Raw genomic sequence first — 22,986 nt, 5'->3', positions numbered from 1 at the left:
ACCGGTTCGCGCGCGCTGCCTCAGCTGCCGCCGAGCACGTTGATCGTGAAGGCCACCACGCCCAAGTTGAACACGAAGGCCGCAAGGCAGTGCAGCGTCACCACCCGGCGCAGCTGCCGCGTCTCGATCGAGACGTCGCTGGTCTGGAAGGTCATGCCGAGGCAGAAGGCGAAATAGATGAAGTCCCAGTAATTGGGCTCGGGGGTCTTGGGAAACTCCAGCCCGCCCTTGTCGCGCCCGCCGGGGGCCTCGCTATAGAAGAGATGCGCATAGTGCAGCGCATAGACCGCGTTGCTGAACGCCCAGCTGAGCGCGAGCGTGCCGATGATCAGCGCGAGCTGCGCGGGCTGGGGCGCCTTGCGCTCCATCAGCTCGCTGGCAATCGCGATCAGGATGATGACGGTGACCGCGCCGGTAAGCCCGAGCAGCACCAGCCGGTTCGCATCGTTGTTGCAAGCCGAGCGGCGCATCGCGTCCGACTGGTGTCGGAGCATGGGAATGCACAGCGCCAGGAACAGCGCCGCGCCGATGTCGAAAGCGAGCATCGCGCCGGCCCGGATGCCGAACTGCGGGACCAGGAACAGCCCCGCCGCGATCGTGGTCGCGGCAAAGGCAAGGAATCGCGGCGGCGCGAGGACGTTGCCGACCCCTCGGGGTCGCGCCCCACGCCGCCGCGGATTCCGGGTCAGGCTGCCTTGGCCTTCTTCGCGGCCTCGATCGCTTCGATCACGATCTGGCGCGCTTCGGCGGCATCGCCCCAATTGCCGATCCGCACCCACTTTTCGGACTCGAGATCCTTATAGTGGGTGAAGAAATGCTCGATCTGCTGGAGCACGATCGAAGGCAGATCCGAACGCTCGCCGACGTCCGAATAATAAGGGAAGGTGCTGTCGACGGGCACGCAGACCAGCTTTTCATCGCCGCCGGCTTCGTCTTCCAGCTTCAGTACCGCGATCGGGCGCGCACGTACCACGCAGCCCGGCACGAAGGGCGAGCGGGCGATGACGAGCGCATCGAGCGGATCGCCATCGGGCGACAGCGTGTGCGGCACGAAGCCGTAGTTCGCCGGGTAGCGCATCGGCGTGTGCAGGATGCGATCGACGAACAGCGCGCCGCTGGCCTTGTCGAACTCATACTTCACGGGCTCGCCGCCCGAGGGGACCTCGATGATGACGTTCAGATTGTTCGGCGGATCATCGCCAATGGGAATCAGATCGATGCGCATGTTTCTCTAACCTGTGGTTGGCGTACTCACCCCGTCTCAGCGGGGCTGGAGCAGCTTGTCGAGGCCAGCCTCTCCTTCGACCGTCTTGACCAGATGCGGATAGCGCAGCCCGTCATGATAGTCGATGCTAACCTCTCGGTAACTATCGTCCCGTTTTAGGGTCAAACGAATCGGTGCCTTGGTGCCCTTGGCGAGCTTCACCGCCTCGACCAGCGCGTCGACGGCATAGGCACGGCCGTTCACCGCGACGATCTCGTCGGCGACGGTTACGCCGGCCTTGAAGGCCGGGCTATCCCACATCACCCCCATGATGCCCTTCTTGCCGACCGCGAGGCCCAGCGAATAGCTGAGGTCCGCCGTGCCCGGGCGGGCCATCTTATTGGGCACCTCGGTATAGACGAGCTTGTAGCCACCCCGCTCGAAGCCCTTGAGCGGCGCACGCTCGGACACGTCGTTCAGCCGCGCGGTGAGCAGCTTGCGCCAGTCATAGGGCTGGATGCCCTCCAGCGTCTTGACCACGTCGTCGAAGGTGTAGGTCACCTCGCCATAATCGCCGTCGCGGCCACCGAAGAAGGCGCGGGCGAAATCGTCGATCGACTTGGTGCCCTTGCTCTGTTCGCGAAGGACCGAATCGACCTCCATCCACACCAGCAGGCCTTCGTTGTAATAATCCTCGCTGCGCTGCCAGCTGGTCCAGCCCTTGGGCGCACGCGCGGTGATGATCGGATCGTTGGTGGTGTCGATCATCGGGCGCCACTGGCGGCCGGCGCGGTTGTCGAGGCTGGCCATGATGTTGGCATAGCCTTCCAGCGTCTCTTCCTTGGAGACCAGGCCCGAACGCGCCTGGAACACATAGCCCCAGAACTGGGTCTGGCCCTCATACACCCACAGCGACTGGTCGCGCATCGGCATGCGGAAGTCGGGCGTCCACAGCTCGGCGCCGCGGCGGTACTTGCCGTCCCAGCTATGGGTATATTCGTGCGGCAGCAGGTTGCGCGCCCCCGCCTGCTCGGCCCATTTGGTGAAATAGCCCGGCTGCACGCCGTCTTCCGAGCTGCGGTGATGCTCGAGGCCGATCCCGCCCATCTTGTCGCTGATCGACAGGAGGAAGTGGTAATGGTCGTAATGCTGCGCGCCGAAGGTCTTCACCGCCTGCTCGACCAGCCGCTTGTGCGCCTCGATCTGCTCGGGCTTGGCTTCCAGCTCGTCCGCGCTGTCCGCCACCACGTCGAGCGTCACCCGGTCGCTGAGCGGAAACTTGCGGTAATAGCGGCCCGCGATCACCGGCGAGTCCATCAGGATCTCGTAGCTGGTGGTCTCATAGGCATAGGTCGAGCCCGTCACCTTGGCGGGCACCGCGCCGGCCGCGGTCCAGCCCTCGGGATATTTCACCGTCGCCTGAATGGGGATGCGCCGGGTGAAATAGCCCGCCGGATAGAGGCTGAGCGAGTTGAACTGCACGCTCATCATCTCGGGGGTCATCACGATGCGGCCCTGGTTACCGTCGGTCGCGGAGACGAACTGGAACTCGGCCTCGACCGTCTTGGCACCCGCCGGCACGTCGACATGGAAGGCGAACACGTCGAGCGTATCGCGCGTCCAGGGGATGCGCTTGCCGTTCGCCTTGATCTCCAGGCCCGCCAGCTTCTCGATCTCGCCGCGGGGCCCATGCTTGCCCGGCAGCCATTCGGGGAAGAGCAGCGTCAGGCGGCCGGCCTTGGCAACAGGGATGGTCTCGCGCACCCGGAAGATGCCGCGCACCGTGTCGGTCGCGTCGACGTCGATCTTGAGCGTGCCGGGGTACGCCATGTCGCGCGCCGCCGGGATGGTGTCGACGATCGGCACCGGCTGCGGCATCGAATTCTGCGCGAGCGCAGGCGCGGCGGTGGCCAGCAACAGGCTGGCGAACGAAACAGCACGAACCATGATGTGACGGCCCCTTTTGGATGATCTTCGCGAACGCGAAACGGCGCGGATCGGGCAATATTGTTGCTCGCGAATTTCCGCGGGGGCAAGGGGGTTCAGTCGCGCCGGTCCTCATAGATCGCGACCACGCGCGCGCCCCCCGCCGAGACCCTGCCGCGATACATGCCGGGCGTGGTGAAGCTCCAATCGAGCTCGCCGGTCGGCGCGACGAGAATCACGCCGCCGACCCCGCCCATCGCCTTCACATCGGCCATCACCACATCGGCGGCCTGTTTGGCGGTCTCGCCCGTGAACCGCATCCGCGCGCAAATCTCGTGCGCGACGCCTTCCCGGATGAAGAACTCGCCCGAGCCGGTGGCGGAAACCGCGCAGGCGCGGTCATCGGCATAGGTGCCCGCCCCGATCAGCGGCGAATCACCCACCCGGCCCCAGCGCTTGCCGGTGAGCCCACCCGTGGAGGTCGCCGCGGCGACATGGCCCTCGGCATCCATCGCCACCGCGCCGACCGTGCCGTATTTCATGTCGACATCGAAGCCGCCGCGGGTGGTGTCGCCTTTCATCGATTCGAGCTGCTGGCGGCGCTCCTCGATGCCGAACCAGCTGTTGTCGACCTGCTCGAGCCGCTGCTCGCGGGCGAACTGGTCCGCGCCCTCGCCGGCGAGCAGGACATGGCGGCTCTTCTCCATCACCGCCCGGGCAAGCGCGACCGGGTGCCGCGTGGTGGTCGCACCCGCGACCGCGCCAGCCGCGCGGGTGCGTCCGTCCATGATCGCGGCGTCAAGCGTGTGGCCGCCTTCCCAGGTGAACACCGATCCGCGCCCGGCATTGAAGTGCGGATCGTCCTCCAGCACCTGCACCGCCGCCTGCACCGCATCGACTGCCGAACCGCCAGCCGCAAGCACGGCCGCACCGGCGTCGAGCGCGGCGTTCAGCCCGCCCTCCGCACCCGATTCCTGCTCGGCGGGCAGTTCGCCGCGCCGCATGCTGCCGGCACCGCCGTGGATCATCAGCGTCCAGCGAGGGTTGGGGGTAGCGGTGGACATGACGGCGGGCTCCTGCGGATAGGTTTGCGCCGTCCCGTAGCAGATCGGGCGGAGGCTCCAAGCCATCCCCTGAAAGGCGTATCCTCCCCCTGGCGGGGAGGATGCGCTTTGGCAGCCGACGGACAGTATCCGCCCTAGCCCCGGCGCGCCGATGCGCCTATATGGCGCCCATGTCCGTACGACCCTGGCGCGATATCGTCCGGCGGCAAAGCCGTCAGATCATGGTGGGCAACGTGCCCGTTGGCGGCGACGCCCCGGTGACGGTGCAGACCATGACCAACACCGCGACGTCGGACGTGAAGGCGACGATCGACCAGATCCGCCGCTGCGAGGAAGCCGGCGCGGACATCATCCGCGTCTCCTGCCCCGACGTCGAGAGCACCACGGCGCTCAAGCAGATCGTCCGCGCCGCGCGCGTGCCGATCGTCGCGGACATCCATTTCCACTACAAGCGCGCGCTAGAAGCCGCAGACGCAGGTGCCGCCTGCCTGCGCATCAATCCCGGCAATATCGGCTCGGCCGACCGGGTGAACGAGGTGGTCAACGCCGCCAAGGCCAATGGCGCCTCGATCCGCATCGGCGTCAATGCCGGCAGCCTCGAGAAGGACCTGCTCGAGAAATATGGCGAGCCCTGCCCCGAGGCGCTGGTCGAATCCGCGCTCGATCACATCAAGCTGCTCCAGGACCGCGACTTTCACGAATTCAAGGTGGCGGTGAAGGCGAGCGACGTGTTCCTGGCGGTCGCCGCCTATCAGCAGCTGGCCGACGCGGTCGACTGCCCGTTGCATCTCGGCATTACCGAGGCGGGCGGGTTCGTCGGCGGAACGGTAAAGTCGGCGATCGGCATCGGCTCGCTTCTCTGGTTCGGCATCGGCGACACGATCCGGGTGAGCCTCTCGGCCGAACCCGAGGAAGAGGTCCGCGTCGGCTTCGAGATCCTCAAGGCGCTAGGCATCCGCAATCGCGGCGTCCGCGTCGTCTCCTGCCCGAGCTGCGCGCGCCAGGGCTTCGACGTGATCCGCACCGTGCAGGCGCTGGAGGAACGGCTCCAGCATATCCGCACGCCGCTGTCGCTGTCGGTGCTCGGCTGCGTGGTCAACGGCCCCGGCGAGGCACGCGAGACCGATATCGGCCTCACCGGCGGCGGCAACGGCAAGCATATGGTGTATCTGTCGGGGCTGACCGATCACACGGTCGAGGATGCCGACATGCTCGATCATATCGTCCAGCTGGTCGAGGCCAAGGCCGCGGAGATCGAAGCGGCGAACGCCGAGCCCGCGCAGGCGGCGGAGTGATCCGCCGCCCGGCCGGGCATTCTCAAAGTCGGAAATAATAGAGCAGTCTGCCCGCTTCGCCGTTCTTTGCGCGTTCGGAGAACAGGAAGTAGGAAATCACCACCGCCTTGCCGCGGCCCGCGGGATCGTCGACTACGCTGATGCTTGGATTGCCGAACGCGGTGTTGCCGCCCGGCGTCTGCGGCGCGATCGGGACGATCGTGCCCGATCCGTCGGGGACGACCGACGCTTCGGCATAGCGGTAGAGGAAGATCCGCCACTTGTCCCAGGACGCCGCCGGGGTCCCGACATTGCCTTCCTGGATCAGATAGCGGCCGCTGGTCGTAGCGAGCATGTCGCGCTGCCCCAGATTGCCGGTGACCCCGATCGACGTGAAGCGCAGGTTGTAGCGGTCCAGCACCGAGGGGTTGGCGGTGGTGGCGAGCCCGCGCGGATCGAACATCCACCGGTTGCCGGTCACCGCGTTCATGTCCTAGCGCCCCTCTCCAGTAGTGGAAGCCGATCTCGCCCGAGACGCAGCGTTAGACCCCGCAGAAATCCTGCCGCAGGTCGGAGAAGCTGGGGGTGCCGTTGAGCGCGGTGAAGAAACTCGGCTGCACCCATACCGATCGCACCACGCGGTTGATCAGGTCTGCGCCGCTGTAGAACAGCCGGTAGCTCTGCCGCTGCGGGCTGGTGGAGCCGGGGCCGCGGCCCAGCCATTGCTCGTGTGCCACCACGATCCGGGATGAGCCGCGCACGGTGGCGACGCGGGGCATGCTGGCATTGTCCGCCAGCAGCCTGAGGAAGCGCCAGCGCAGCAGGTCGTTCGATCCGGCGACGTTGACCTGGAAGCGCAGCGCGCCGCCGCCGGCCGGATAGGCGGTATGGTAGACGGCGGCATATCTATAGGGCTGGCCGCTGAGCTGGACGATCGACAGCCCGTCCATGATTTTGCCGATATCGTCGCGCAAGCCATAGCGGGCCGCAGTCGCGAGCCGGGGATAGCGCAGGAAATATTGCAGCTGGGCCTGCGAGACATTCGGCACCGGATCGATGAAATCAGCGCGCGCGGCGCCGGTAGTCGCCAGCAGCAGAAGCGCGAACAGCATGGCGAAAAGGCGGACGGACGGCATGTCGTCACTCCACGGTCGCGATCCCCCGCACCAGGAAACTCCATGGTTTATAGAATGCTGCCACCGCTGGTGCGTCGGGTTCGCAATGCTACCCAGCGGCGGCGGCCGGTGGGTCGCCAAGCCGCAGCAGGCGCGCTATCGGCGCGCGATGCGCACCGTCCTCCCTCCACCCGGGCCATGTCGATGAACCCGGAGCCGAATGCCGCGCTGGTCGATGCGGGCGCGCTGGTGGCGGCGCTGTTTGCCGCCCGGCTGCTGCTCCTGTGGTGGCGCGGCGGGGTCGGCTGGTGCGGCTGGGCTGCCCGCTGGCTACGACGCGGCATGTGGGTTGCGCTGCTGGTGCCGGTGCTGCGGCTGGCGACGCTGGCGGGCGCGGGCGGGGACCGGGTGCCGCTGATGCTGGCGGCGATGGTGGCGCTGCTGGCGGCAGGCGCTTTGCTCACGCTGGTGGATGTGGCGCTCGCGGAAGGAATCGCGACGCGGCGCGCGAACGCCGGACGCGACTAGCCCCGCAGGAACGTCCAGAGCGGGTTGGCCGGATTCGCCAGCAGCTTCACGACCAGCGAAGGACATCACGACCAGCAGCGGCCGGACGCCGCGTCCGCCGAAGCGTATCGCCAGCCACGCCCCCAGCTGGTTGCCGGCGATGTTTGCCGCGGCCATGGCGAACCCAAGCAGCCACAGCACCTTGCCGCCGGCGATCATCGCAAGGAGACCGGCGATGTTGGTCGCGAGATTGAGAAATTTGGTATTGGCGATCGCGCGCACCAGGCCCAGCCCGCCCAGGGCCACCAGCGCCGTCGTCAGGAACGATCCCGTGCCGGGACCGAAGAACCCGTCGTAGAAGCCGATGCCGCCGCACACCAGCGTGAGCCCGCTGCGTCCGAGCCGGGCGTGACGATCCTCCTCGCTCATCTTCGGCGCGAGCAGGAAATAGAATCCCATCGCGATCAGCAGGACCGGCACGAAGGCGGAGAGGAAGCCGGGATCGACGCGCTGGACGATCGTCGCGCCGAGCACGGAACCGGCAAAGGCCGCCGCGGCAGGCACGGCAAATGCCTTCACGTCGATCCGTCCGGCGTGGAAAAAGGCGAGCACCGCGGAGCCGGTGCCGAGCGCGCTCTGCAGCTTGTTTGTCGCGAGCGCCGCGACGGGCGGGATGCCCGCGGCCATCAGTGCAGGGATCGTCAGCAGCCCGCCACCGCCCGCCAGCGCGTCAATCGCCCCGGCGAGGAAGGCGACGAGCATGAGGAACGCGAGGGCTTCAACGGTTAGATGCATGCCACTCGCTATCGCCCAGCCAAGGCATCGAAAACCCCGGCATTCGAATTCACCACCGCCAGGGGGGGGGGAGCCGCGTCGCCGCCGCCCCCGTCCCGGGCGACTTAACGCGTTGGCACGGGCTCCGCGCCGGTATAGTCATAGAAGCCGCGCTTGGTCTTGCGGCCGTACCAGCCGGCCTCGACATATTTCACCAGCAGCGGCGCGGGGCGGAACTTGGGGTCGCCGGTGCCTTCGAACAGCACGCGGGTGATCTCCAGGCAGGTGTCCAGCCCAATAAAGTCGGCAAGCGTGAACGGCCCCATCGGGTGGTTGAGGCCCAGCTGGCACGCCGCATCGATGTCGGGGATCGTCGCCACGCCTTCGCCGAGCGCGAAGCATGCCTCGTTGAGCATCGGCATCAGCACGCGATTGACGATGAAGCCCGGCGCGTCATTGGCATGGACGATCCGCTTGCCCAGCGACTGGCCGAACGCCTCCACCGCCGCGACGGTCGCGTCGCTGGTGGCGAGGCCGCGGATCAGCTCGATCAGACCCATCACCGGCACCGGGTTGAAGAAGTGCACGCCCATGAAACGCGCCGGATCGGGCGCCGCTTGGGCGAGCCGGGTAATCGGGATCGACGAGGTGTTGCTGGCGAGAATGGCGTCGGCACTCAGCGCCTTGCCGACGGTCTCGAAGATCTGGCGCTTGATCGCCTCGCGTTCGGTCGCGGCCTCGATCACCAGTTCGCACGGGCTCATCGCAGCGAGGTCGCCGACGGGGGTGATCCGGCCGAGCGCGGCTTCCGCATCGGCGGCGGTGATCTTTTCCTTCTCCACCGCACGGGCGAGCTGCTTGCCGATGCCCGCCTTGCCGGCCTCGGCGCGGGCCTGGTCAACGTCGGACAGCAGCACGGCATATCCCGCCTGCGCCGACACCTGGGCGATCCCCGCCCCCATCTGGCCCGCACCGATCACGCCTACCGTCTTCATGCCCGTCTCCTGAATCTCTCTTGCCGCCCTACTACGCAAGCCGGGGCCGCTTCGCTAGCATGCGCGGCATGTTCCTGATTGCGCTCGCAACCGTCCTCGCCGCCCAGCCCACCCCCGGCCCGTTCCGATCCTTCGGCGACTGGGCGGTCGCCTGCGACAATGTCCGCCGCTGCGAGATGACGTCGCTCCAGCCGGCGGACGGCGACGTCGACACCAACGGCACCGAGCTTTCGCTGGTCCGCGAGCCGGGCCCGGCAGGCGCGGTGTCGATCACCATATGGGGCCCCGAAGATGCCAAGGGCGCGCCCTCGCTCACCATCGACGGCACCCGCATCGAGGGCGGCAGCGTCCAACAGGGGGCGCTGCGGTTCGGCGGCGTCACGGCGCAGCACCTCGCAACCGCGCTTGCCAATGGCCATGTCGCGCGGGTCATGGCAGTCGCCAGCGGCAAGACCGGCGACATCTCCCTGGCGGGCGCATCGGCAGCGCTGCGCTTCATCGACGCCCAGCAGGGCCGGGCGGACGGCGTGACGGCGTTGGTTGCGCGCGGGGCCAAATCGGCGAGCATGGTGCCTGTCGCGGCACCACTGCCGGTGGTCACCGCCATCGCACCCGCCGGCCAGGCGGCGACCATCTCCCCCGCGCTGATCACCCGGCTGAACAAGGCATCCGGCTGCGGGGAAGAATATACCGAGGGCTTTCCCCAGCCGACGCCAGAAACCGGCGTGCTGGGCGGTGGCGCGACCCTGGTGCTGCTCGCCTGCGGCTCGGGCGCCTATAACCTGACGAGTGCAGCCTATGTAGTGCGCGACGGCAAGGCCACCGAGGCGCGCTTCGATACGACCGCGGAGCTAATCAATGCGAGCTGGGACGGGAGCAGCGGCACCCTCTCCACGCACGGCAAGGGCCGAGGGATCGTGATTGCGGCGAGGGCGCCAGCTATGTCTGGGACGGCAGCAGCTTCCGCCTGACCGAGGCGACGCGGATGGACGAATGCCGCGGCTCGGCCAACTGGCTCACTGTCTGGCGCGCCGAGGTGCGCCGCCGCTGAGCGGCGTCACTCCTCGCCGTCGGGATCGTCGCGGGGGTCGCGGCGGCGACGATCGGCGTCGCTGCCGGGTACCGGAATGCGCACGTTGCGCGGGATCACGTCGCGCGCCTCGCCCTCGGGCACCAGCTCGCGAACGCGTCCGAGATCGAGCTGCACACCATCCTCGTCGACCTGCACGCCGGCGCCGTTCAGCACCTCGTCCAGGCCGATCGCGTTCTCGTCGATCGCATTGTCTTCCTCGACCGGCGCCGGCGGCAGGGTGAGGCCGAGCGCACGAACCATGAAATCGCGCCAGATATGCGCCGGCAGCCCGCCGCCATAGGCGCCCGAAACCGGGCTGTTGTCGTCATTGCCGATCCACACGCCGACGACGAGGTCGCCTGCCCAGCCGACGAACAGCGCGTCGCGCCCGTCCTGCGTGGTGCCGGTCTTGCCGAACGCCGGCACGGGCAGCGCCGCGGCGCGGGCCGTGCCGTTCTGCACGACGGTGCCCAGCATCGAGCGCAGGTCGTCGAGCAGCCGTTCGTCGAAACGGCTCGGCCCACCCAGGCGGCGCGCCAGCCAGTCATCGGCGGACTCTTCTTCGTCGAGCCCGCGCGGGCGGACCGGATAGCTGCCGTTCGCCACCGCCGCATAGGCCGCGGTCAGCTCGAGCAGCGAACCGGTCGAGGTACCGAGCGCGATCGAGGCGTCGTTGCCCAGCGGGGTGGAAATGCCGAGGTCACGCGCCGCCTGCGTCACCCGCCCGACGCCAAGCTTCTGGATCAACCGCGCGGCGACGACGTTGCTCGACTTGGCCATCGCCTGGCGCAGCGTGATGCGGCCGGCATAGCGGCCATCGCTGTTCGAGGGCTTCCAGTCGCCGATCTGCACCGGCGTGTCATCGACCATCGTGTCCGGCGTCATGCCCGAACGCAGCGCGGCGAGGTAGACGAACAGCTTGAACGCCGAGCCCGGTTGGCGCCGTGCCTGGGTGGCGCGGTTGAAGGGGCTGGCGGCATAGTTGCGCCCGCCGACCATCGCGACGACGCGCCCATCCGGCCGCATCGCCACCAGCGCGACCTGCGCCTTGCCGAGTCCCGAGGCCTTGACCACGCGTTCGGCGGCATTTTGCAGTCTCGTGTCGAGTGTAGTCGTCACCGTCTGCTCGGTGGCGACGCCGCCGGCGCGGTCGCGCGCTTCGGGGAGCACCCAGTCGGCGAAATAGGTGCCGTTGGGCAGCGTCTCGTCGCTGTCCTGGACGTGGAGCACCCCCGGGCGCACGCGGCGCGCCTCGGTGGCGGTGATAAAGCCCGCCTCTCGCATCGCGCCGATCACCAGCCGCTGGCGCTCGCGGGCGCCGTCGAGATTGCCGGTGGGCGCGAGGCGGCTCGGCGCCTTGACGAGGCCGGCAAGCAACGTCGCCTGGCTCAGCGTCAGATGCTCGGGCGTGGTCGAGAAATAATGCTGGGCGGCAGCGCGCAGGCCGTAGACGTTGTCGCCGAAATAGACGTTGGAGAGATAGCGCGAGAGGATCGCGTCCTTGCTCAGCCAGGCTTCGAGCCAGAAGGCGATCAGCACTTCCTGCGCCTTGCGCCCGAAGGTGCGGCGGGAGTTCAGGAAGGCGTTCTTGGCGAGCTGCTGGGTGATCGTGCTGCCGCCCTGCGATCCGCCGCCCGAGCTGACATTGTGGAACGCCGCGCGCGCGATGCCGCGCGGGTCGACACCCCAATGACTATAGAAACGCCGGTCCTCGATCGCGATGAACGCCTGCGCGACATGGTCGGGCAGCTTGGACACGTCCACGGGCTTGCCGATCACGGCGCCGCGCCGCGCGATCGGAGTCCCGTCGGCGGCAAGCAGCGTGATCGAGGGCGGCGCGGGTGGCCGCAGCGACTTGGACAGCGGCGCGGTGATCGCCAGCCAGGCGACCGCGGCGATGAACACCAGGATGAACACGGCAAGCCCGCGGACGATCCAGCGGCCCCAGCGGATGCGACGCCGCGCCGGACCGGCGGGCGGTAGATCGTCGCCACCGCCACCGAAGCCGCCGCCTGCGCCATGGCCCCCGCGATAGGGCGCATGCGCCGCGGTGCTTTCGCCCGCTCCCATGCCGGGGCGCCAGATCGGCTCGCGCGCGTCGCGCCCGCCTTGCGGACGCCAGCCCTGGGGTTGTGCCACATCGTCGTCGGCGCCATCGCGCCGCAACGGGAATCGACTATCGGGGATACCGGGCTCGCGCGCCATGCCTCCGCCTTAGCCGACTATCTGTGTTATCGCAATAACACACAGGGATTTTGCGGAGGGACGGTCGCTCAGGCCTCCAGCTCGATGTCCCAATAGAGCCAGTCGCGCCAGGTATCGTGGAGATGGTTGGGCGGGAAGCGGCGGCCATGTTCCTGGAGCTGCCAGCTCGTCGGCCGGATCGGCTGGATGTACAGCGGCATGCCGGCCTGCTGGGGAGTGCGGCCGCCCTTTTTCAGGTTGCAGGGGGCGCAGGCGGTGGCGACATTTTCCCAGGTGGTGCGCCCGCCCTGGGCGCGGGGAATGACGTGGTCGAAGGTGAGATCCCGGTGCGATCCGCAATATTGGCAGGCGAACTTGTCGCGGAGGAACAGATTGAACCGGGTGAAGGCAGGGAATTGCGAAGGCCGGACATATTGTTTGAGCGCGATGACCGAAGGGAGCTTCAGCACCGCGCTGGGACTTCGCACCTCGCGTTCATAATAAGAGACGACATCGACGCGCTCGAGAAAGATTGCCTTGATTGCCGTCTGCCAGGGCCACACGCTGAGGGGATAATAGCTCAACGGTGTGTAGTCGGCGTTCAGCACGAGCGCCGGGCACCCATCCGGATGGCGGATCAGATCGGGATGGTACATGCAAGAACCTCACCCTCGATTTCGGTGCCTCGCCTCTTGCGCAGAAGCGTGACGCCCGCATGACAGCATATGCCGCGACTCACGGTCAAGAGCCACATTCATGAATATCCACACCCGATTTGCCCCCAGCCCCACCGGTCGACTCCATCTCGGCCATGCCTATTCCGCGCTGCAGGCCCACGACTTTGCACGGGGCGCAGGCGGTCGTTTCACCCTGCGCATCGAGGATATCGACGGCACGCGCTCACGGCCCGAGCATGTCGCAGCGATCCTCGCCGATCTCGACTGGCTGGGGCTGGCATGGGACGAAGTGCCGACGTTCCAGTCGCAGCGGCTGGGGCTGTACCAGGACGCGCTCGACCGGCTACGCGCAATGGGGCTGCTCTACCCCTGTTTCTGCACGCGCGCGGACATCGCTGCGAGTCTCTCCGCGCCGCATGGGCCGGATGGCCCGCTCTATCCTGGAACCTGCCGCGGCTTGGTCGATCCCGATCTGACGCGCCCGCACAGCTGGCGGATCGACGTGGCGAAGGCCGTCGCGCGGACGGGGCCGCTCACCTGGCACGACGCCCATGCCTGCACGGTCGATGCCGATCCCCTGAGCCACGGCGACGTGATCCTCGCCCGCAAGGACGCACCGGCGAGCTATCACCTCGCCGTGACGGTGGACGATGCGGCGCAGGGCATCAGCCATGTCGTGCGCGGCGCCGATCTGTTCGCCGCCACCCATGTCCACCGCCTGCTCCAGGCGCTGCTCGACCTGCCGACACCCGAATACCGCCACCATGCGCTGCTCGCCGGGCCGGACGGCCAGCGCCTCGCCAAGCGGCACGGCGCGCCAACGCTGGAGTCGCTGCGGCTGGCGGGTGAGAATGGCCCCGCGCTGGCGGACAGACTGCGCAAAGGGGAAGTACCGATTGGCTTCGGCCCGATCGAGGCGTAGGGTACCGCGATGTTGTTTCTCGCGATCCTGTTCCTCGCAGCGGTCCTGGCGACGCTGTTCTTCCTCATCAAGGGGCTGGTCACCATGGCCGGCACCACCACGCAGGACCTGGAAGGCGACGGCCCCAGCGAGCGCGCGTTGCGATCGAACAAGCTGATGCAGAAGCGCATCCTGTTCCAGGCGGTGGCGATCGGCGTCGCCGCGCTGATCCTGCTGATCGCCTCCGCCAAGAGCTGAGCAGGTCAGCCGCCGCTGACCCGCCACACGGTGTTGCCGAGATCATCCGCGATCAGCAGCGCGCCGGTCTTGTCGAGCCCCAGCCCGACCGGGCGGCCATGCGCCTTCTCGCCCTCGACAAAGCCGGTCACCACGTCGACCGCCTTGCCCGAGGGACGTCCCTCGGCGAACGGCACGTAGATCACCTTGTAGCCGTTAAGATGGCCGCGATCCCAGCTGCCATGCTCGCCGATGAACGCGCCGGAGCGCCACTGCGGCGGGAGCGCGGCGGCGTTGGCGGCGAACACCATGCCCAGCGGGGCGACATGGCTGCTCAGGCCGTAATCGGGCTTGATCGCCTTGGCGACGAGGTCCGGCCGCTGCGGCTTGACGCGCGGATCGACATGCTGGCCCCAATAGCTGTACGGCCAGCCATAGAAGCCGCCATCGCGCACCGAGGTGAGATAGTCCGGCACCAGGTCCGGCCCCAGCTCGTCGCGTTCGTTGACCACGGTCCACAGCACGTTGGTCAGCGGCTCGAACTGCAGGCCGTTGGGGTTGCGCAGGCCGGTGCCGTAGAGCCGGTAGGCGCCGCTCGCCCGATCGACTTCCCAGATGGCGGCGCGGCCACGCTCGGCGTCCATGCCGTTCTCGGTGATGTTGCTGTTCGACCCCACCCCGACATAGAGCTTGGTGCCGTCGGGGCTGGCGACGAGGCTCTTGGTCCAGTGATGGTCGATCGGGCCGCCGGGCAGGTCGACCAGCTTGGTGCCCGCCGCGGTGATGCTGGTCTGACCGGTCTGATAGGGGAAGCGCAGAATCGCGTCGGTATTGGCGACGTACAGGTCGCCGCCGACCAGCGCCACGCCGAAAGGCGAGTTGAGCCCGGTGATGAACTTGGTCTTGAGTTCGGGTACGCCGTCGCCGTTCGCGTCGCGGAGCAGGATGATATCCATGCCAGCCTTGCCGCCGCCATGGGCGTGCGCCTGGATCAGGTTCATCACCACGTCCTTGGGGCGATGGATCGGCTCCGAGGGGCCGTCGGTCTCGACCACCAGCACGTCGCCATTGGGCAGCGTGTAGACCGAGCGCGGCTTGGCGAGCCCGGTGGCGAAGGCCTGCACCTTCATGCCCGCCGGCACCTTGGGCTTGCCCGATCCCCAGGGGGCGGGCGGCACCACGTGCATCGGCGGCACGAGATATTGCTGGACGTCCGGCAGCTTGGGATCGCCGCCGATCTGCTGGCTGGTATCGCCGCCCTTGCTGGCGCAGCCGGCGAGCGCGAGCGTGGCGCTCGCGGCGAGAAGCAGTGCACGCATCAGCGAACCCCTCCGAACAGGCTTTGGCGCAGCAGGATCGCACCCAGCGCCGAAGCGCCGGTAAGGATCAGCACGGTCAGCACCGACAGGATCAGCCCGGCCGGCATCGCCCCGTACGCGTCGCGGCTGTGAATGAAATTGTTGAGCAGCGCCAATACCATGGCGACGGCATAGGCGATCGCATAGGGGGTGAGCAGCCGATTCGCCCGCACTGCCGGCCGCAGCAGGTCGACGATGCCGACGATCGCGCCGAGCGCGCCCAGCACCATGCCCCCGGCGATCAGCCAGTCGGAGAAATTCTTCCAGGCGATGTCATAGGTCCGGAAATAGGCGATGTCGGTGATCATGCCCACAAAGAAGCATACAAAGGGCAGGCCGAGCACGATCGGGTGCAAGGGCAGGCCATAGGATCGGGTGCGAAGCGGTACGGGATCGGGCACGGGACGTCTCCCCAGACGAGGCAGGTCCTTCGAACGGTCGCGCTTTCAAGGGGTTCCGTCGCTTCCCCTCAAGCCCCTAGCCCAGGCCCCGCATACGCCTTACCTTCCCGGCCCATGGTCAAGCTCAACAAGATCTACACCCGCACCGGCGACGCCGGCACTACTGGGCTGGCGGACGGCTCGCGCGTCTCCAAGGCCTCGGCGCGGATGGAAACGATCGGCGATGTCGACGAGGCGAACAGCGCGATCGGCGTCGCGCGCACCGCGCTCGCGGCCGGCGATCCGCTCGATGCCACGCTCGCCCGCATCCAGAACGACCTGTTCGATCTCGGCGCCGATCTCGCCACGCCGGGCGAGCGGGAGGGCGCGCTGCGGATCACGCCCGGACAGATCGCATGGCTGGAGGCCGCGATCGACACGCTCAACGACGATCTCCAACCGCTCAACAGCTTCGTGCTGCCCGGCGGCAGCCCGGCGGCGGCGGCGATCCACCTCGCCCGCGCGATCACCCGCCGCGCCGAACGCGCCGCGGTGGCGGCGAACGATCAGGGCACGCTGAGCAGCAACGCGCTCATCTATCTCAATAGACTTTCAGATTTTTTGTTCGTCGCCGCCCGCACCATGAACCAAAAGGGAGCGGCGGACGTTTTGTGGGTCCCTGGGGGACCTCGTAACCAATAGCCGTTGCTGCGCGCATCCCTCCGTATGGGTTGCCCACGCAACCGGTCTGCGGTAGGAGAACAGAATGCGAACGATGCCCGCCACTGCCGCCACCCCGGACGCCTTGGCGGCGCAGTTCGCGAACGTCCGCGCGCTCAGCACCGCGCTGGTGGCACCGCTGTCCGATGCCGATGCGACGCTCCAGTCGATGGACGACGCGTCCCCAGCCAAATGGCATCTCGCGCACACGACCTGGTTCTTCGAGACCTTCGTGCTGCGCGACCATGTGCCTGGCTATCGCCTGTTCGACGAGCGCTGGCCGTTCCTGTTCAACAGCTATTATGAGGCCGAAGGGCAGCGCCACGCCCGCCCCCGGCGCGGCATGCTCTCGCGCCCGACCCTGGACGAGGTCCAAGCCTATCGCGCGGCGGTGGATGCGGCGATCGTCGCCGCGATGCCGACGCTGCCGGCCGAGGCGCTGACGCTGATCGCGCTGGGCTGCCAGCACGAGCAGCAGCACCAGGAGCTATTGCTCACGGACATTCTCCATCACTTTTCGGTCAATCCGCTCGAGCCGGCGATGTGGCCCGGTGCGGCCAAGGTGCCGGTGGCGATGCCCGGACCGATCGGCTGGATCGAAGGCGCGACAGGCCAGGCCAGCGCGGGCATCGACATGCCCGAGGACCTGAAGGGCTTCGCCTTCGACTGCGAGACCCCGCGCCACCCCACCCTTCTTCACCCGCACGCGCTGGCCGATCGCACGGTCACCAACGGCGAATGGGCGGCGTTCATCGCCGATGGCGGCTATGCCGACCCGCGCCACTGGCTGTCGGACGGCTGGGCCTGGGTGCAGGCCAACCGCATTGCCGCGCCGCTCTACTGGGCGGAGATCGACGGCGTCTGGACCCGTTTCGGACTCGACGGCCGCCGCCCGATCGACCCCGCCGCGCCGGTCACCCATGTCAGCTTCTTCGAGGCCGATGCCTATGCCAGCTGGGCGGGCGCCCGGCTGCCGACCGAGTTTGAATGGGAAGCGGCCGCAGCGGGCGCCGATCCGCTGGGCGGCAACCAGCTCGATGCCGCCGGCCCGGCCGAGCCCCGCCCATCCACCGGCGGCCCCGCATGGTTCGGCGACGTGTGGGAATGGACCGGCAGCGCCTATCGCCCCTATCCCGGCTTCCGCACCGTGGAGGGCGCGGTCGGCGAATATAACGGCAAGTTCATGAGCGGGCAGTTCGTGCTGCGCGGCGGCAGCTGCGCCACCCCGCGCGGCCATGTCCGCGCCAGCTACCGCAATTTCTTTTATCCCCACCAGCGCTGGCAGTTCACCGGCGTGCGTCTGGCGAAGGACCTCTGATGCTCAAGCAGGAACTCGAAGACGGCCAGGCGAGCCTTGCCGACCCCCATTTCCGCGCCGACGTGCTGACCGGCCTCGCCGCCAGCCCGCGCGCGATCCCGGCGCGTTGGTTCTACGACCGTCGCGGCTCGGAGCTGTTCGAGGAGATTACCGAGCTCCCCGAATATTACCCGACCCGCACCGAGACGGCGCTGCTCGAATCGATCGCCGGCGATCTCGGCGACCTTGCCGCCCCCAATGCGGCGGTGGTGGAATTCGGCTCCGGCTCGTCGGTGAAGACGCCGCGGCTGCTCCGCGCGATCGAGCCGGCCGCCTATGTGCCGATCGACATTTCCGGCGAATTCCTGCGCCACTCCGCATCGCAGCTTTCCCAGGCATTCCCGGGCCTGCCGGTCTACCCGGTCGAGGCCGACTTCCTACGCCCGGTGCCGCTGCCCGAACAGGTGGCGAAGATGCCGAAGCTCGGCTTCTTCCCCGGCTCGACGATCGGCAACATGAACGCCTGGCACGCGGTCGACCTGCTGCGCGCGATGCGCGAATGGCTGGGCGAAGGCGCGCGGCTGCTGATCGGCATGGACCGGGTCAAGTCGCCCGAGATCCTCGTCCCCGCCTATGACGATGCAGCCGGCGTGACCGCGGCGTTCAACCTCAACCTGCTGGAGCGGATCAACCGCGAGCTGGACGGCACCATCCCGGTCGACGCCTTCCGCCACCGTGCAATCTGGAACGCGGACTTCGCGCGGATCGAAATGCATTTGGAGGCGCAGCGCGACGTGGACTTCACCGTCGACGGCCGCCCCTTCAGCATGCAGGCGGGCGAGACGATCCACACCGAGAACAGCCACAAATACGGCCCCAACGGCGCCCGCCAGCTGCTCCGTTCGGGCGGCTGGACGCCGATCGAGCAATGGACCGACGAGAAGGACTGGTTCGCGCTGATCCTGTGCGAAGCCCAGCCGCTGCGCCGGGCGCCGTAACAGACCGTTGACCGCGCGTGTGCCAGGCCGCAAGGGTCTGGCCATGCGCTTCTTTTCGGACAATGCCGCCGCCGTCTGCCCGCCCGTGCTCCAGGCGCTGGTCGACGCCAATACGCTCGACACTGCCTATGACGGCGATGCTTGGTCGAAGCGGCTCGACGGCGCTTTCTCCGACCTGTTCGGAACACAGGTGCGCGCGCTGTGGGTGCCCACCGGCACCGCGGCAAACTGCCTGGCGCTGACCGCGCTGTGCCCGCCGCATGGCGGCATCGTCTGCCACCGCGACGCGCACATCAATTGCGACGAGGGCGGCGCGCCCGAATTCTACACGCACGGCGCCAAGCTGCTCACCGCCACCGGCCCCGGCGCCAAGCTGACGCCCGAGGCGATCCACGCCGTGATCGATCCGATCCGCAACGACGTCCATCAGGTGCAGCCGCACGCGATCTCGATCACCAACGCCACCGAATATGGCCTGGTCTATACGCCCGACGAAGTCGCGGCGATCGGCGAGCTGGCCAAGGCCCGCAAGCTGGGCCTGCACATGGACGGGGCGCGCTTCGCCAATGCCGTGGCGCATCTCGATTGCCATCCAGGCGACGTCACCTGGCGCGCCGGGGTGGACGCGCTCAGCTTCGGCTTCGTCAAGAATGGCGGCATGAGCGCCGAGGCGCTGGTGTTCTTCCGTCCCGAACTGGCCGACGTGACGCTGTACCGCCGCAAGCGCGCCGGGCTGCTCTTCTCCAAGGGCCGCTATCTCGCCGCGCAGCTGCTGGCGATGCTGGAGAACGATGTCTGGCTCGCCAATGCCCGCGCCGCCAATGCCGGGGCACGCCTGCTGGCCGATGCCGCGGGCGACCGGCTGGTCCATTCGGTGCAGGCCAACGAGGTGTTCCTGAAGGCGAACCCGGCGGAAGCCGAAGCCCTGCGCGCGCTCGGCTTCGACTTCTACGACTGGGCCGAGGGCGAAATCCGCCTCGTCACCAGCTGGGACCAGGCGGAGGACGCGATCAGGCCGCTGGCCCAGGCGATCGCGGCGCTGTGATCGGGGCACCGGCCCCGCCGCGCTCGGCGCGGATCACCGTGCTGATCCCCTTCCTGCTGGTGACGCTGATCTGGGGCTCGACCTGGCTGGTCATCAAGGACCAGCTCGCGGTGGTGCCGCCCAGCTGGTCGGTGAGCTATCGCTTCCTCGTCGCCGGGGTGACGACGCTCCTCTGGGCGACGTTCCGGCGCGACCGGCTGCTGCTCGACGCGCGCGGCTTCCTCTTCGCCGCGTGCCTGGGGCTCGCCCAGTTCGTGCTCAACTTCAACTTCGTCTACCGCGCGGAATCACACGTCACTTCGGGCGTGGTGGCGGTGGTCTATGCGCTGCTGCTGGTGCCGAATGCGATCCTCGCGCGCATCTTCCTCGGCCAGAAGATGGGGCGGCAGCTGCTGATCGGCTCGATCGTCGCGATGGCGGGCGTGGCGCTGCTGTTTCTCCACGAGGCGCGGCTCAACCCCGTTGGCCCACACGAGGCACTGCTCGGCATCGGCATCGCGCTGGCGGGCGTGCTCTCCGCCTCGGTCGCCAACGTGATGCAGGCGACCGACACCGCCAAGGCCTATCCGATGGCGACCACGCTTGGCTGGGCGATGCTGATCGGATCGGCGCTCGATGCGGGCTTCGCGCTCGCCACGGTCGGGCCGCCGGTGATCGAGACGCGGCCGGCCTATCTGCTCGGCATCGTCTATCTCGGCGTGATCGGCTCCTCGATCACCTTCACCATCTATTTCCAGTTGATCCGCACCATCGGCCCGGCCAAGGCGGCCTATACCAGCGTGCTGATCCCGGTGATCGCGATGCTGCTGTCGACGCTGTTCGAGGGCTATCGCTGGTCGCTGCTCGCGGTAGGCGGCGGCGTGCTGGTGCTGGTCGGGCTGGTGCTGGCCTTGAGGGCGCGCAGGCCCAACCGGTAATCGGCGTAGCGCGGCCGCCAGCCGAGCAGCCGCTTCGCCTTGCCGTTCGCCACCCGCCGGTTCTCGGCATAGAAGGCGCGCGAGGCGGCGCTGAGCTCGACTTCGTCGGGCGTCACCGCCGGGCCGGGATCGATGCCGAGCAGTTCGGCGGCATAGGCGAGCACCTCGGCCTGCGGCGCCGGCAGGTCGTCGGCGAGATTGTACGCACCGGGCGATCCCTTGAAGGCCGCGATCACGCCGGCGACGAGATCGTCGACATGCACGCGGCTGAATACCTGGCCCGGAAAATAGACGCGCGTCGCCCCGGCCGCCATCCGCTCCAGCGCCGAGCGCTCGGGGCCGTAGATGCCCGGCAGCCGGAAGACATGCGCATGGGGCAGCGCCCCCCAGCCGAAATCCGCCTTGACCCGGCCGCCGCGCCGCCCCCGCAGCGGCGCGCTTTCGTCCACCCAGCCGCCGCCAGTATCACCGTAGACGCCCGTCGAGGACAGATAGCCGAGCCACTTTCCGCTCGCCGCGAGATCGGCGCCATAGGCGGCGAGCACCGGATCGGCCTCGCCCGGCGGGATGCTGGAGAGGATATGCGTCGCCATCGCGATTTCCGCACGGGTGCGCGCCTGATCGGCAAAGGTCGCGCGGTTGACCGTGGCGACGATACCGCCCCCGGCCTCCACGGCAGCCATCAGCCGCGAGGCGGTATAGCCGGGCCCGAAGACGAGCAGGCGAACGACGCTCACGGCGCGCCCCCGAACAGCGTCCCGAAAAAGTCGCCCGGGTTCCAGCTCGGCCGCGCGTCGCCGTCCGCGAGCGCCTGCACCGTGGCGAGGCCGACATGCTTGTATTTCACCGCCGAATTCCAATCGAACGGGAGGTCGATCTGGTCCGACGGCTTGTGGTAATTCTCGTCGAGGAACTTGCGCGCCGCTACTGCGCCGGTGCCGCCGGGACCGGTATCGATCGACACCGCCGGAATGCCCGCCTGCACGAAGCTGTAATGATCCGAACGGACGAAGAACATTTCCTCGGGCGCGGGATCAGGCACCACGCCCAGCCCTTCCGCCTTGGCCGCGGCAGCCACCACCGGGCCGATGCTCGAGCGCTCGCCGCCCAGCACAATGAGATCGACCAGCGGATAGGTGAGGATCGGCATGTCGAAATTGACGTCCGCGACGATCGAACCTTTGGGCACCGTCGGAAAATGCGCGAAATAGTCGGAGCCGATCAGCCCCTTCTCCTCGGCGGTGAGCGCCACGAACAGCAGCGAGCGACGCGGGCGCTTGCCGCTTTCCTCGATGGCCTTGGCGATCTCCAGCAGCATCGACACGCCAATCGCATTGTCCATCGCGCCGTTGTAGATCGTGTCGCCCTTCACCGGCTCGCCGACGCCGACATGGTCGAGATGCGCCGACAGCACCACCGTCTGCGCCTTGAGCGCGGGATCGCTGCCCTCGATCATGCCCACCACATTGTGGCTGTCGCGGGTCGACAACCGAGTATTGCTCGCCACCGCTAGCGTGCCGGCGAGCGCACCCGTCGGCATGCGGCTCCCCTTCGTCTGTGCGGCGAGCACGTCGGACCAGCGCAGCTTCGCACCTTCGAACAGCTTGGTCGCGCCGGCCTGGCTCACCTGGCCGACGACCGGCGCCTGGGGCGACACCGCATTGGCGACGCCGTCCGGGCCCGCCCAGCCGGTGCGCGGATAGGCATAATAAGGCGCGAACTTCTCGACGCTGAAGTCCTTGGCGCGCGTGATCGTCTCGACGATCAGCACGGCCTTGGCACCGAGCGCCGCCGCCAGCCGCGCCTTCTGCCCGTCGTCGCCGAAATGGGCGTTGACCTCGTTGGGCAGGCCCTTGGGGGTGCCGTCGAGGATCGCGACGATCTTGCCGCGCACGTCCAGCCCCTTGTAGTCGTCGCGCTTCCCCTGCGGATAGACGATGCCGTAGCCGGCAAAGACCAGCTCGCCTTCCGCCTTGAAGTCCGGGGCGGAGGGCACCGGCTCGTTGACGAAATCCTTGCCAAAGGCGAACGGCACGTCCTTGCCCCCGCGCTTCAGCACCCAGCTCGCCTTCTCGGCGGGGCGATAGGTGGTGAGCTTGACCGGCTGGAACCAGCCGCCGTTCGCGCCCGGCTTGAGTCCGATCGCCAGCATCCGCGCCGCCACATATTCGGCCGCCACGTCGAAGTCGCGCGTCCCCGCCTCGCGCCCGCGCAGCGCGTCCGAGGCGAGGAACTGGACATGCGCATTGATCGCCGCCTGCTCCGGCGTGAGCGGCGCCGCCTGCTGCGCCAGCGCGGGGCTGGCGAGCAGGAGCAGGGCAAGCAGCGAACGCTTCACCAG

General features: G+C 68.2%; 24 protein-coding genes. 10 read left to right on the top strand and 14 right to left on the bottom strand.

Annotated elements, in window-relative coordinates; translation table 11 throughout:
• Positions 1-20: 20 nt before the first annotated feature.
• The 4 genes from RT655_RS17210 to RT655_RS17195 form a co-directional block, all read right to left on the bottom strand.
• Positions 21-545, bottom strand: coding sequence for a DUF1345 domain-containing protein (locus RT655_RS17210; protein WP_313539083.1), 525 nt, complete (start codon positions 543-545; stop codon positions 21-23).
• Positions 546-685: 140 nt separating this feature from the next.
• Entirely contained in the window at positions 686-1,225 is a 540-nt protein-coding gene (ppa, locus tag RT655_RS17205; protein ID WP_313539080.1) for an inorganic diphosphatase, read from the bottom strand.
• Positions 1,226-1,261: 36 nt separating this feature from the next.
• Positions 1,262-3,151, bottom strand: coding sequence for a peptidase M61 (locus RT655_RS17200; RefSeq protein ID WP_313539077.1), 1,890 nt, complete (start codon positions 3,149-3,151; stop codon positions 1,262-1,264).
• 95 nt (positions 3,152-3,246) lie between these two features.
• The gene (locus tag RT655_RS17195) at positions 3,247-4,194 is read right to left on the bottom strand and encodes an isoaspartyl peptidase/L-asparaginase (protein ID WP_313539074.1); all 948 of its coding nucleotides are present in this window, start codon (positions 4,192-4,194) and stop codon (positions 3,247-3,249) included.
• A 170-nt stretch (positions 4,195-4,364) separates the two neighbouring features.
• On the opposite strand from RT655_RS17195, the gene ispG reads away from it, so the two are divergent.
• Positions 4,365-5,489, top strand: a complete 1,125-nt coding sequence (gene ispG / locus RT655_RS17190) for a flavodoxin-dependent (E)-4-hydroxy-3-methylbut-2-enyl-diphosphate synthase (RefSeq protein ID WP_294256462.1) — start codon at positions 4,365-4,367, stop codon at positions 5,487-5,489.
• A gap of 22 nt (positions 5,490-5,511) precedes the next feature.
• Here the strand turns inward: ispG and RT655_RS17185 are convergent, their stop codons facing one another.
• From RT655_RS17185 to RT655_RS17170, 4 genes are all read right to left on the bottom strand, one after another.
• Positions 5,512-5,958 (bottom strand): hypothetical protein, encoded by a 447-nt coding sequence (locus RT655_RS17185; RefSeq protein ID WP_313539068.1) that lies wholly within the window; start codon positions 5,956-5,958, stop codon positions 5,512-5,514.
• Between the two features lie 52 nt (positions 5,959-6,010).
• Positions 6,011-6,604 carry a hypothetical protein gene (locus tag RT655_RS17180; RefSeq protein ID WP_313539065.1) on the bottom strand — a complete coding sequence of 198 codons (594 nt, stop codon included), beginning with the start codon at positions 6,602-6,604 and terminating at the stop codon, positions 6,011-6,013.
• Positions 6,605-6,913: 309 nt separating this feature from the next.
• A complete protein-coding gene (locus RT655_RS17175) occupies positions 6,914-7,885 on the bottom strand; it encodes a TSUP family transporter (RefSeq protein ID WP_313539062.1) in 972 nt (323 codons plus the stop codon).
• Positions 7,886-7,989: 104 nt separating this feature from the next.
• Complete coding sequence (locus tag RT655_RS17170; protein ID WP_313539059.1) at positions 7,990-8,859, bottom strand: 3-hydroxyacyl-CoA dehydrogenase NAD-binding domain-containing protein; 870 nt, start codon at positions 8,857-8,859, stop codon at positions 7,990-7,992.
• Between the two features lie 68 nt (positions 8,860-8,927).
• Between RT655_RS17170 and RT655_RS17165 the strand changes: the two genes are divergently transcribed.
• Positions 8,928-9,830, top strand: coding sequence for a DUF1176 domain-containing protein (locus RT655_RS17165; RefSeq protein WP_313539056.1), 903 nt, complete (start codon positions 8,928-8,930; stop codon positions 9,828-9,830).
• Complete coding sequence (locus RT655_RS20010; protein WP_409530292.1) at positions 9,827-9,910, top strand: hypothetical protein; 84 nt, start codon at positions 9,827-9,829, stop codon at positions 9,908-9,910. Before RT655_RS17165 ends, RT655_RS20010 begins: the two co-directional genes overlap by 4 nt.
• Positions 9,911-9,916: 6 nt before the next feature.
• Here the strand turns inward: RT655_RS20010 and RT655_RS17160 are convergent, their stop codons facing one another.
• Entirely contained in the window at positions 9,917-12,136 is a 2,220-nt protein-coding gene (locus RT655_RS17160; protein WP_313539054.1) for a transglycosylase domain-containing protein, read from the bottom strand.
• 68 nt (positions 12,137-12,204) lie between these two features.
• Positions 12,205-12,771 carry an HNH endonuclease gene (locus RT655_RS17155; RefSeq protein WP_093297008.1) on the bottom strand — a complete coding sequence of 189 codons (567 nt, stop codon included), beginning with the start codon at positions 12,769-12,771 and terminating at the stop codon, positions 12,205-12,207.
• Between the two features lie 100 nt (positions 12,772-12,871).
• On the opposite strand from RT655_RS17155, the gene gluQRS reads away from it, so the two are divergent.
• A complete protein-coding gene (gene gluQRS, locus RT655_RS17150) occupies positions 12,872-13,714 on the top strand; it encodes a tRNA glutamyl-Q(34) synthetase GluQRS (protein WP_313539050.1) in 843 nt (280 codons plus the stop codon).
• A 9-nt stretch (positions 13,715-13,723) separates the two neighbouring features.
• Positions 13,724-13,951, top strand: coding sequence for an HIG1 domain-containing protein (locus RT655_RS17145; RefSeq protein ID WP_125976609.1), 228 nt, complete (start codon positions 13,724-13,726; stop codon positions 13,949-13,951).
• 5 nt (positions 13,952-13,956) lie between these two features.
• Here RT655_RS17145 and RT655_RS17140 read toward each other — a convergent pair whose 3' ends face one another.
• Both RT655_RS17140 and RT655_RS17135 read right to left on the bottom strand, forming a co-directional pair.
• On the bottom strand, positions 13,957-15,249 hold the full coding sequence (locus RT655_RS17140) for a sorbosone dehydrogenase family protein (RefSeq protein ID WP_313539044.1): 1,293 nt from the start codon (positions 15,247-15,249) through the stop codon (positions 13,957-13,959).
• A complete protein-coding gene (locus RT655_RS17135; RefSeq protein WP_313539041.1) occupies positions 15,249-15,689 on the bottom strand; it encodes a DUF2231 domain-containing protein in 441 nt (146 codons plus the stop codon). Before RT655_RS17135 ends, RT655_RS17140 begins: the two co-directional genes overlap by 1 nt.
• A gap of 114 nt (positions 15,690-15,803) precedes the next feature.
• On the opposite strand from RT655_RS17135, the gene RT655_RS17130 reads away from it, so the two are divergent.
• From RT655_RS17130 to RT655_RS17110, 5 genes are all read left to right on the top strand, one after another.
• Positions 15,804-16,370: a cob(I)yrinic acid a,c-diamide adenosyltransferase gene (locus RT655_RS17130; protein ID WP_313539038.1), complete on the top strand. Its 567-nt coding sequence runs from the start codon at positions 15,804-15,806 to the stop codon at positions 16,368-16,370.
• Positions 16,371-16,443: 73 nt separating this feature from the next.
• Positions 16,444-17,706 carry an ergothioneine biosynthesis protein EgtB gene (gene egtB / locus RT655_RS17125; RefSeq protein WP_313539146.1) on the top strand — a complete coding sequence of 421 codons (1,263 nt, stop codon included), beginning with the start codon at positions 16,444-16,446 and terminating at the stop codon, positions 17,704-17,706.
• On the top strand, positions 17,706-18,683 hold the full coding sequence (gene egtD, locus RT655_RS17120) for an L-histidine N(alpha)-methyltransferase (protein WP_313539035.1): 978 nt from the start codon (positions 17,706-17,708) through the stop codon (positions 18,681-18,683). Before egtB ends, egtD begins: the two co-directional genes overlap by 1 nt.
• Before the next feature lie 43 nt (positions 18,684-18,726).
• Complete coding sequence (locus RT655_RS17115) at positions 18,727-19,728, top strand: threonine aldolase family protein (protein ID WP_313539032.1); 1,002 nt, start codon at positions 18,727-18,729, stop codon at positions 19,726-19,728.
• Positions 19,725-20,645, top strand: a complete 921-nt coding sequence (locus RT655_RS17110) for an EamA family transporter (protein WP_313539029.1) — start codon at positions 19,725-19,727, stop codon at positions 20,643-20,645. Before RT655_RS17115 ends, RT655_RS17110 begins: the two co-directional genes overlap by 4 nt.
• On the opposite strand, the gene RT655_RS17105 is transcribed toward RT655_RS17110, so the two are convergent.
• Together RT655_RS17105 and RT655_RS17100 are read right to left on the bottom strand one after the other, a co-directional pair.
• Positions 20,555-21,328, bottom strand: a complete 774-nt coding sequence (locus RT655_RS17105) for an NAD(P)-dependent oxidoreductase (RefSeq protein WP_409530291.1) — start codon at positions 21,326-21,328, stop codon at positions 20,555-20,557. The two genes, RT655_RS17110 and RT655_RS17105, sit on opposite strands and share 91 nt — an antisense overlap.
• Before the next feature lie 50 nt (positions 21,329-21,378).
• Positions 21,379-22,983 (bottom strand): M28 family peptidase, encoded by a 1,605-nt coding sequence (locus RT655_RS17100; RefSeq protein WP_313539024.1) that lies wholly within the window; start codon positions 22,981-22,983, stop codon positions 21,379-21,381.
• Positions 22,984-22,986: the final 3 nt, after the last annotated feature.

The organism is Sphingomonas sp. (assembly GCF_032114135.1).
Taxonomy (GTDB): Bacteria; Pseudomonadota; Alphaproteobacteria; order Sphingomonadales; family Sphingomonadaceae; genus Sphingomonas.
This window is presented reverse-complemented; position numbering and strand designations above follow the sequence as displayed.

Excerpts from the sequence above, each read along its gene's own strand:
- RT655_RS17210 (WP_313539083.1), bottom strand. The coding sequence starts at position 545 with ATGCTCGCTTTCGACATCGGCGCGGCGCTGTTCCTGGCGCTGTGCATT.
- ppa (WP_313539080.1), bottom strand. The coding sequence starts at position 1,225 with ATGCGCATCGATCTGATTCCCATTGGCGATGATCCGCCGAACAATCTG.
- RT655_RS17200 (WP_313539077.1), bottom strand. The coding sequence starts at position 3,151 with ATGGTTCGTGCTGTTTCGTTCGCCAGCCTGTTGCTGGCCACCGCCGCG.
- RT655_RS17195 (WP_313539074.1), bottom strand. The coding sequence starts at position 4,194 with ATGTCCACCGCTACCCCCAACCCTCGCTGGACGCTGATGATCCACGGC.
- ispG (WP_294256462.1), top strand. The coding sequence starts at position 4,365 with ATGTCCGTACGACCCTGGCGCGATATCGTCCGGCGGCAAAGCCGTCAG.
- RT655_RS17185 (WP_313539068.1), bottom strand. The coding sequence starts at position 5,958 with ATGAACGCGGTGACCGGCAACCGGTGGATGTTCGATCCGCGCGGGCTC.
- RT655_RS17180 (WP_313539065.1), bottom strand. The coding sequence starts at position 6,604 with ATGCCGTCCGTCCGCCTTTTCGCCATGCTGTTCGCGCTTCTGCTGCTG.
- RT655_RS17175 (WP_313539062.1), bottom strand. The coding sequence starts at position 7,885 with ATGCATCTAACCGTTGAAGCCCTCGCGTTCCTCATGCTCGTCGCCTTC.
- RT655_RS17170 (WP_313539059.1), bottom strand. The coding sequence starts at position 8,859 with ATGAAGACGGTAGGCGTGATCGGTGCGGGCCAGATGGGGGCGGGGATC.
- RT655_RS17165 (WP_313539056.1), top strand. The coding sequence starts at position 8,928 with ATGTTCCTGATTGCGCTCGCAACCGTCCTCGCCGCCCAGCCCACCCCC.
- RT655_RS17160 (WP_313539054.1), bottom strand. The coding sequence starts at position 12,136 with ATGGCGCGCGAGCCCGGTATCCCCGATAGTCGATTCCCGTTGCGGCGC.
- RT655_RS17155 (WP_093297008.1), bottom strand. The coding sequence starts at position 12,771 with ATGTACCATCCCGATCTGATCCGCCATCCGGATGGGTGCCCGGCGCTC.
- gluQRS (WP_313539050.1), top strand. The coding sequence starts at position 12,872 with ATGAATATCCACACCCGATTTGCCCCCAGCCCCACCGGTCGACTCCAT.
- RT655_RS17145 (WP_125976609.1), top strand. The coding sequence starts at position 13,724 with ATGTTGTTTCTCGCGATCCTGTTCCTCGCAGCGGTCCTGGCGACGCTG.
- RT655_RS17140 (WP_313539044.1), bottom strand. The coding sequence starts at position 15,249 with ATGCGTGCACTGCTTCTCGCCGCGAGCGCCACGCTCGCGCTCGCCGGC.
- RT655_RS17130 (WP_313539038.1), top strand. The coding sequence starts at position 15,804 with ATGGTCAAGCTCAACAAGATCTACACCCGCACCGGCGACGCCGGCACT.
- egtB (WP_313539146.1), top strand. The coding sequence starts at position 16,444 with ATGCCCGCCACTGCCGCCACCCCGGACGCCTTGGCGGCGCAGTTCGCG.
- egtD (WP_313539035.1), top strand. The coding sequence starts at position 17,706 with ATGCTCAAGCAGGAACTCGAAGACGGCCAGGCGAGCCTTGCCGACCCC.
- RT655_RS17115 (WP_313539032.1), top strand. The coding sequence starts at position 18,727 with ATGCGCTTCTTTTCGGACAATGCCGCCGCCGTCTGCCCGCCCGTGCTC.
- RT655_RS17105 (WP_409530291.1), bottom strand. The coding sequence starts at position 21,328 with ATGGCTGCCGTGGAGGCCGGGGGCGGTATCGTCGCCACGGTCAACCGC.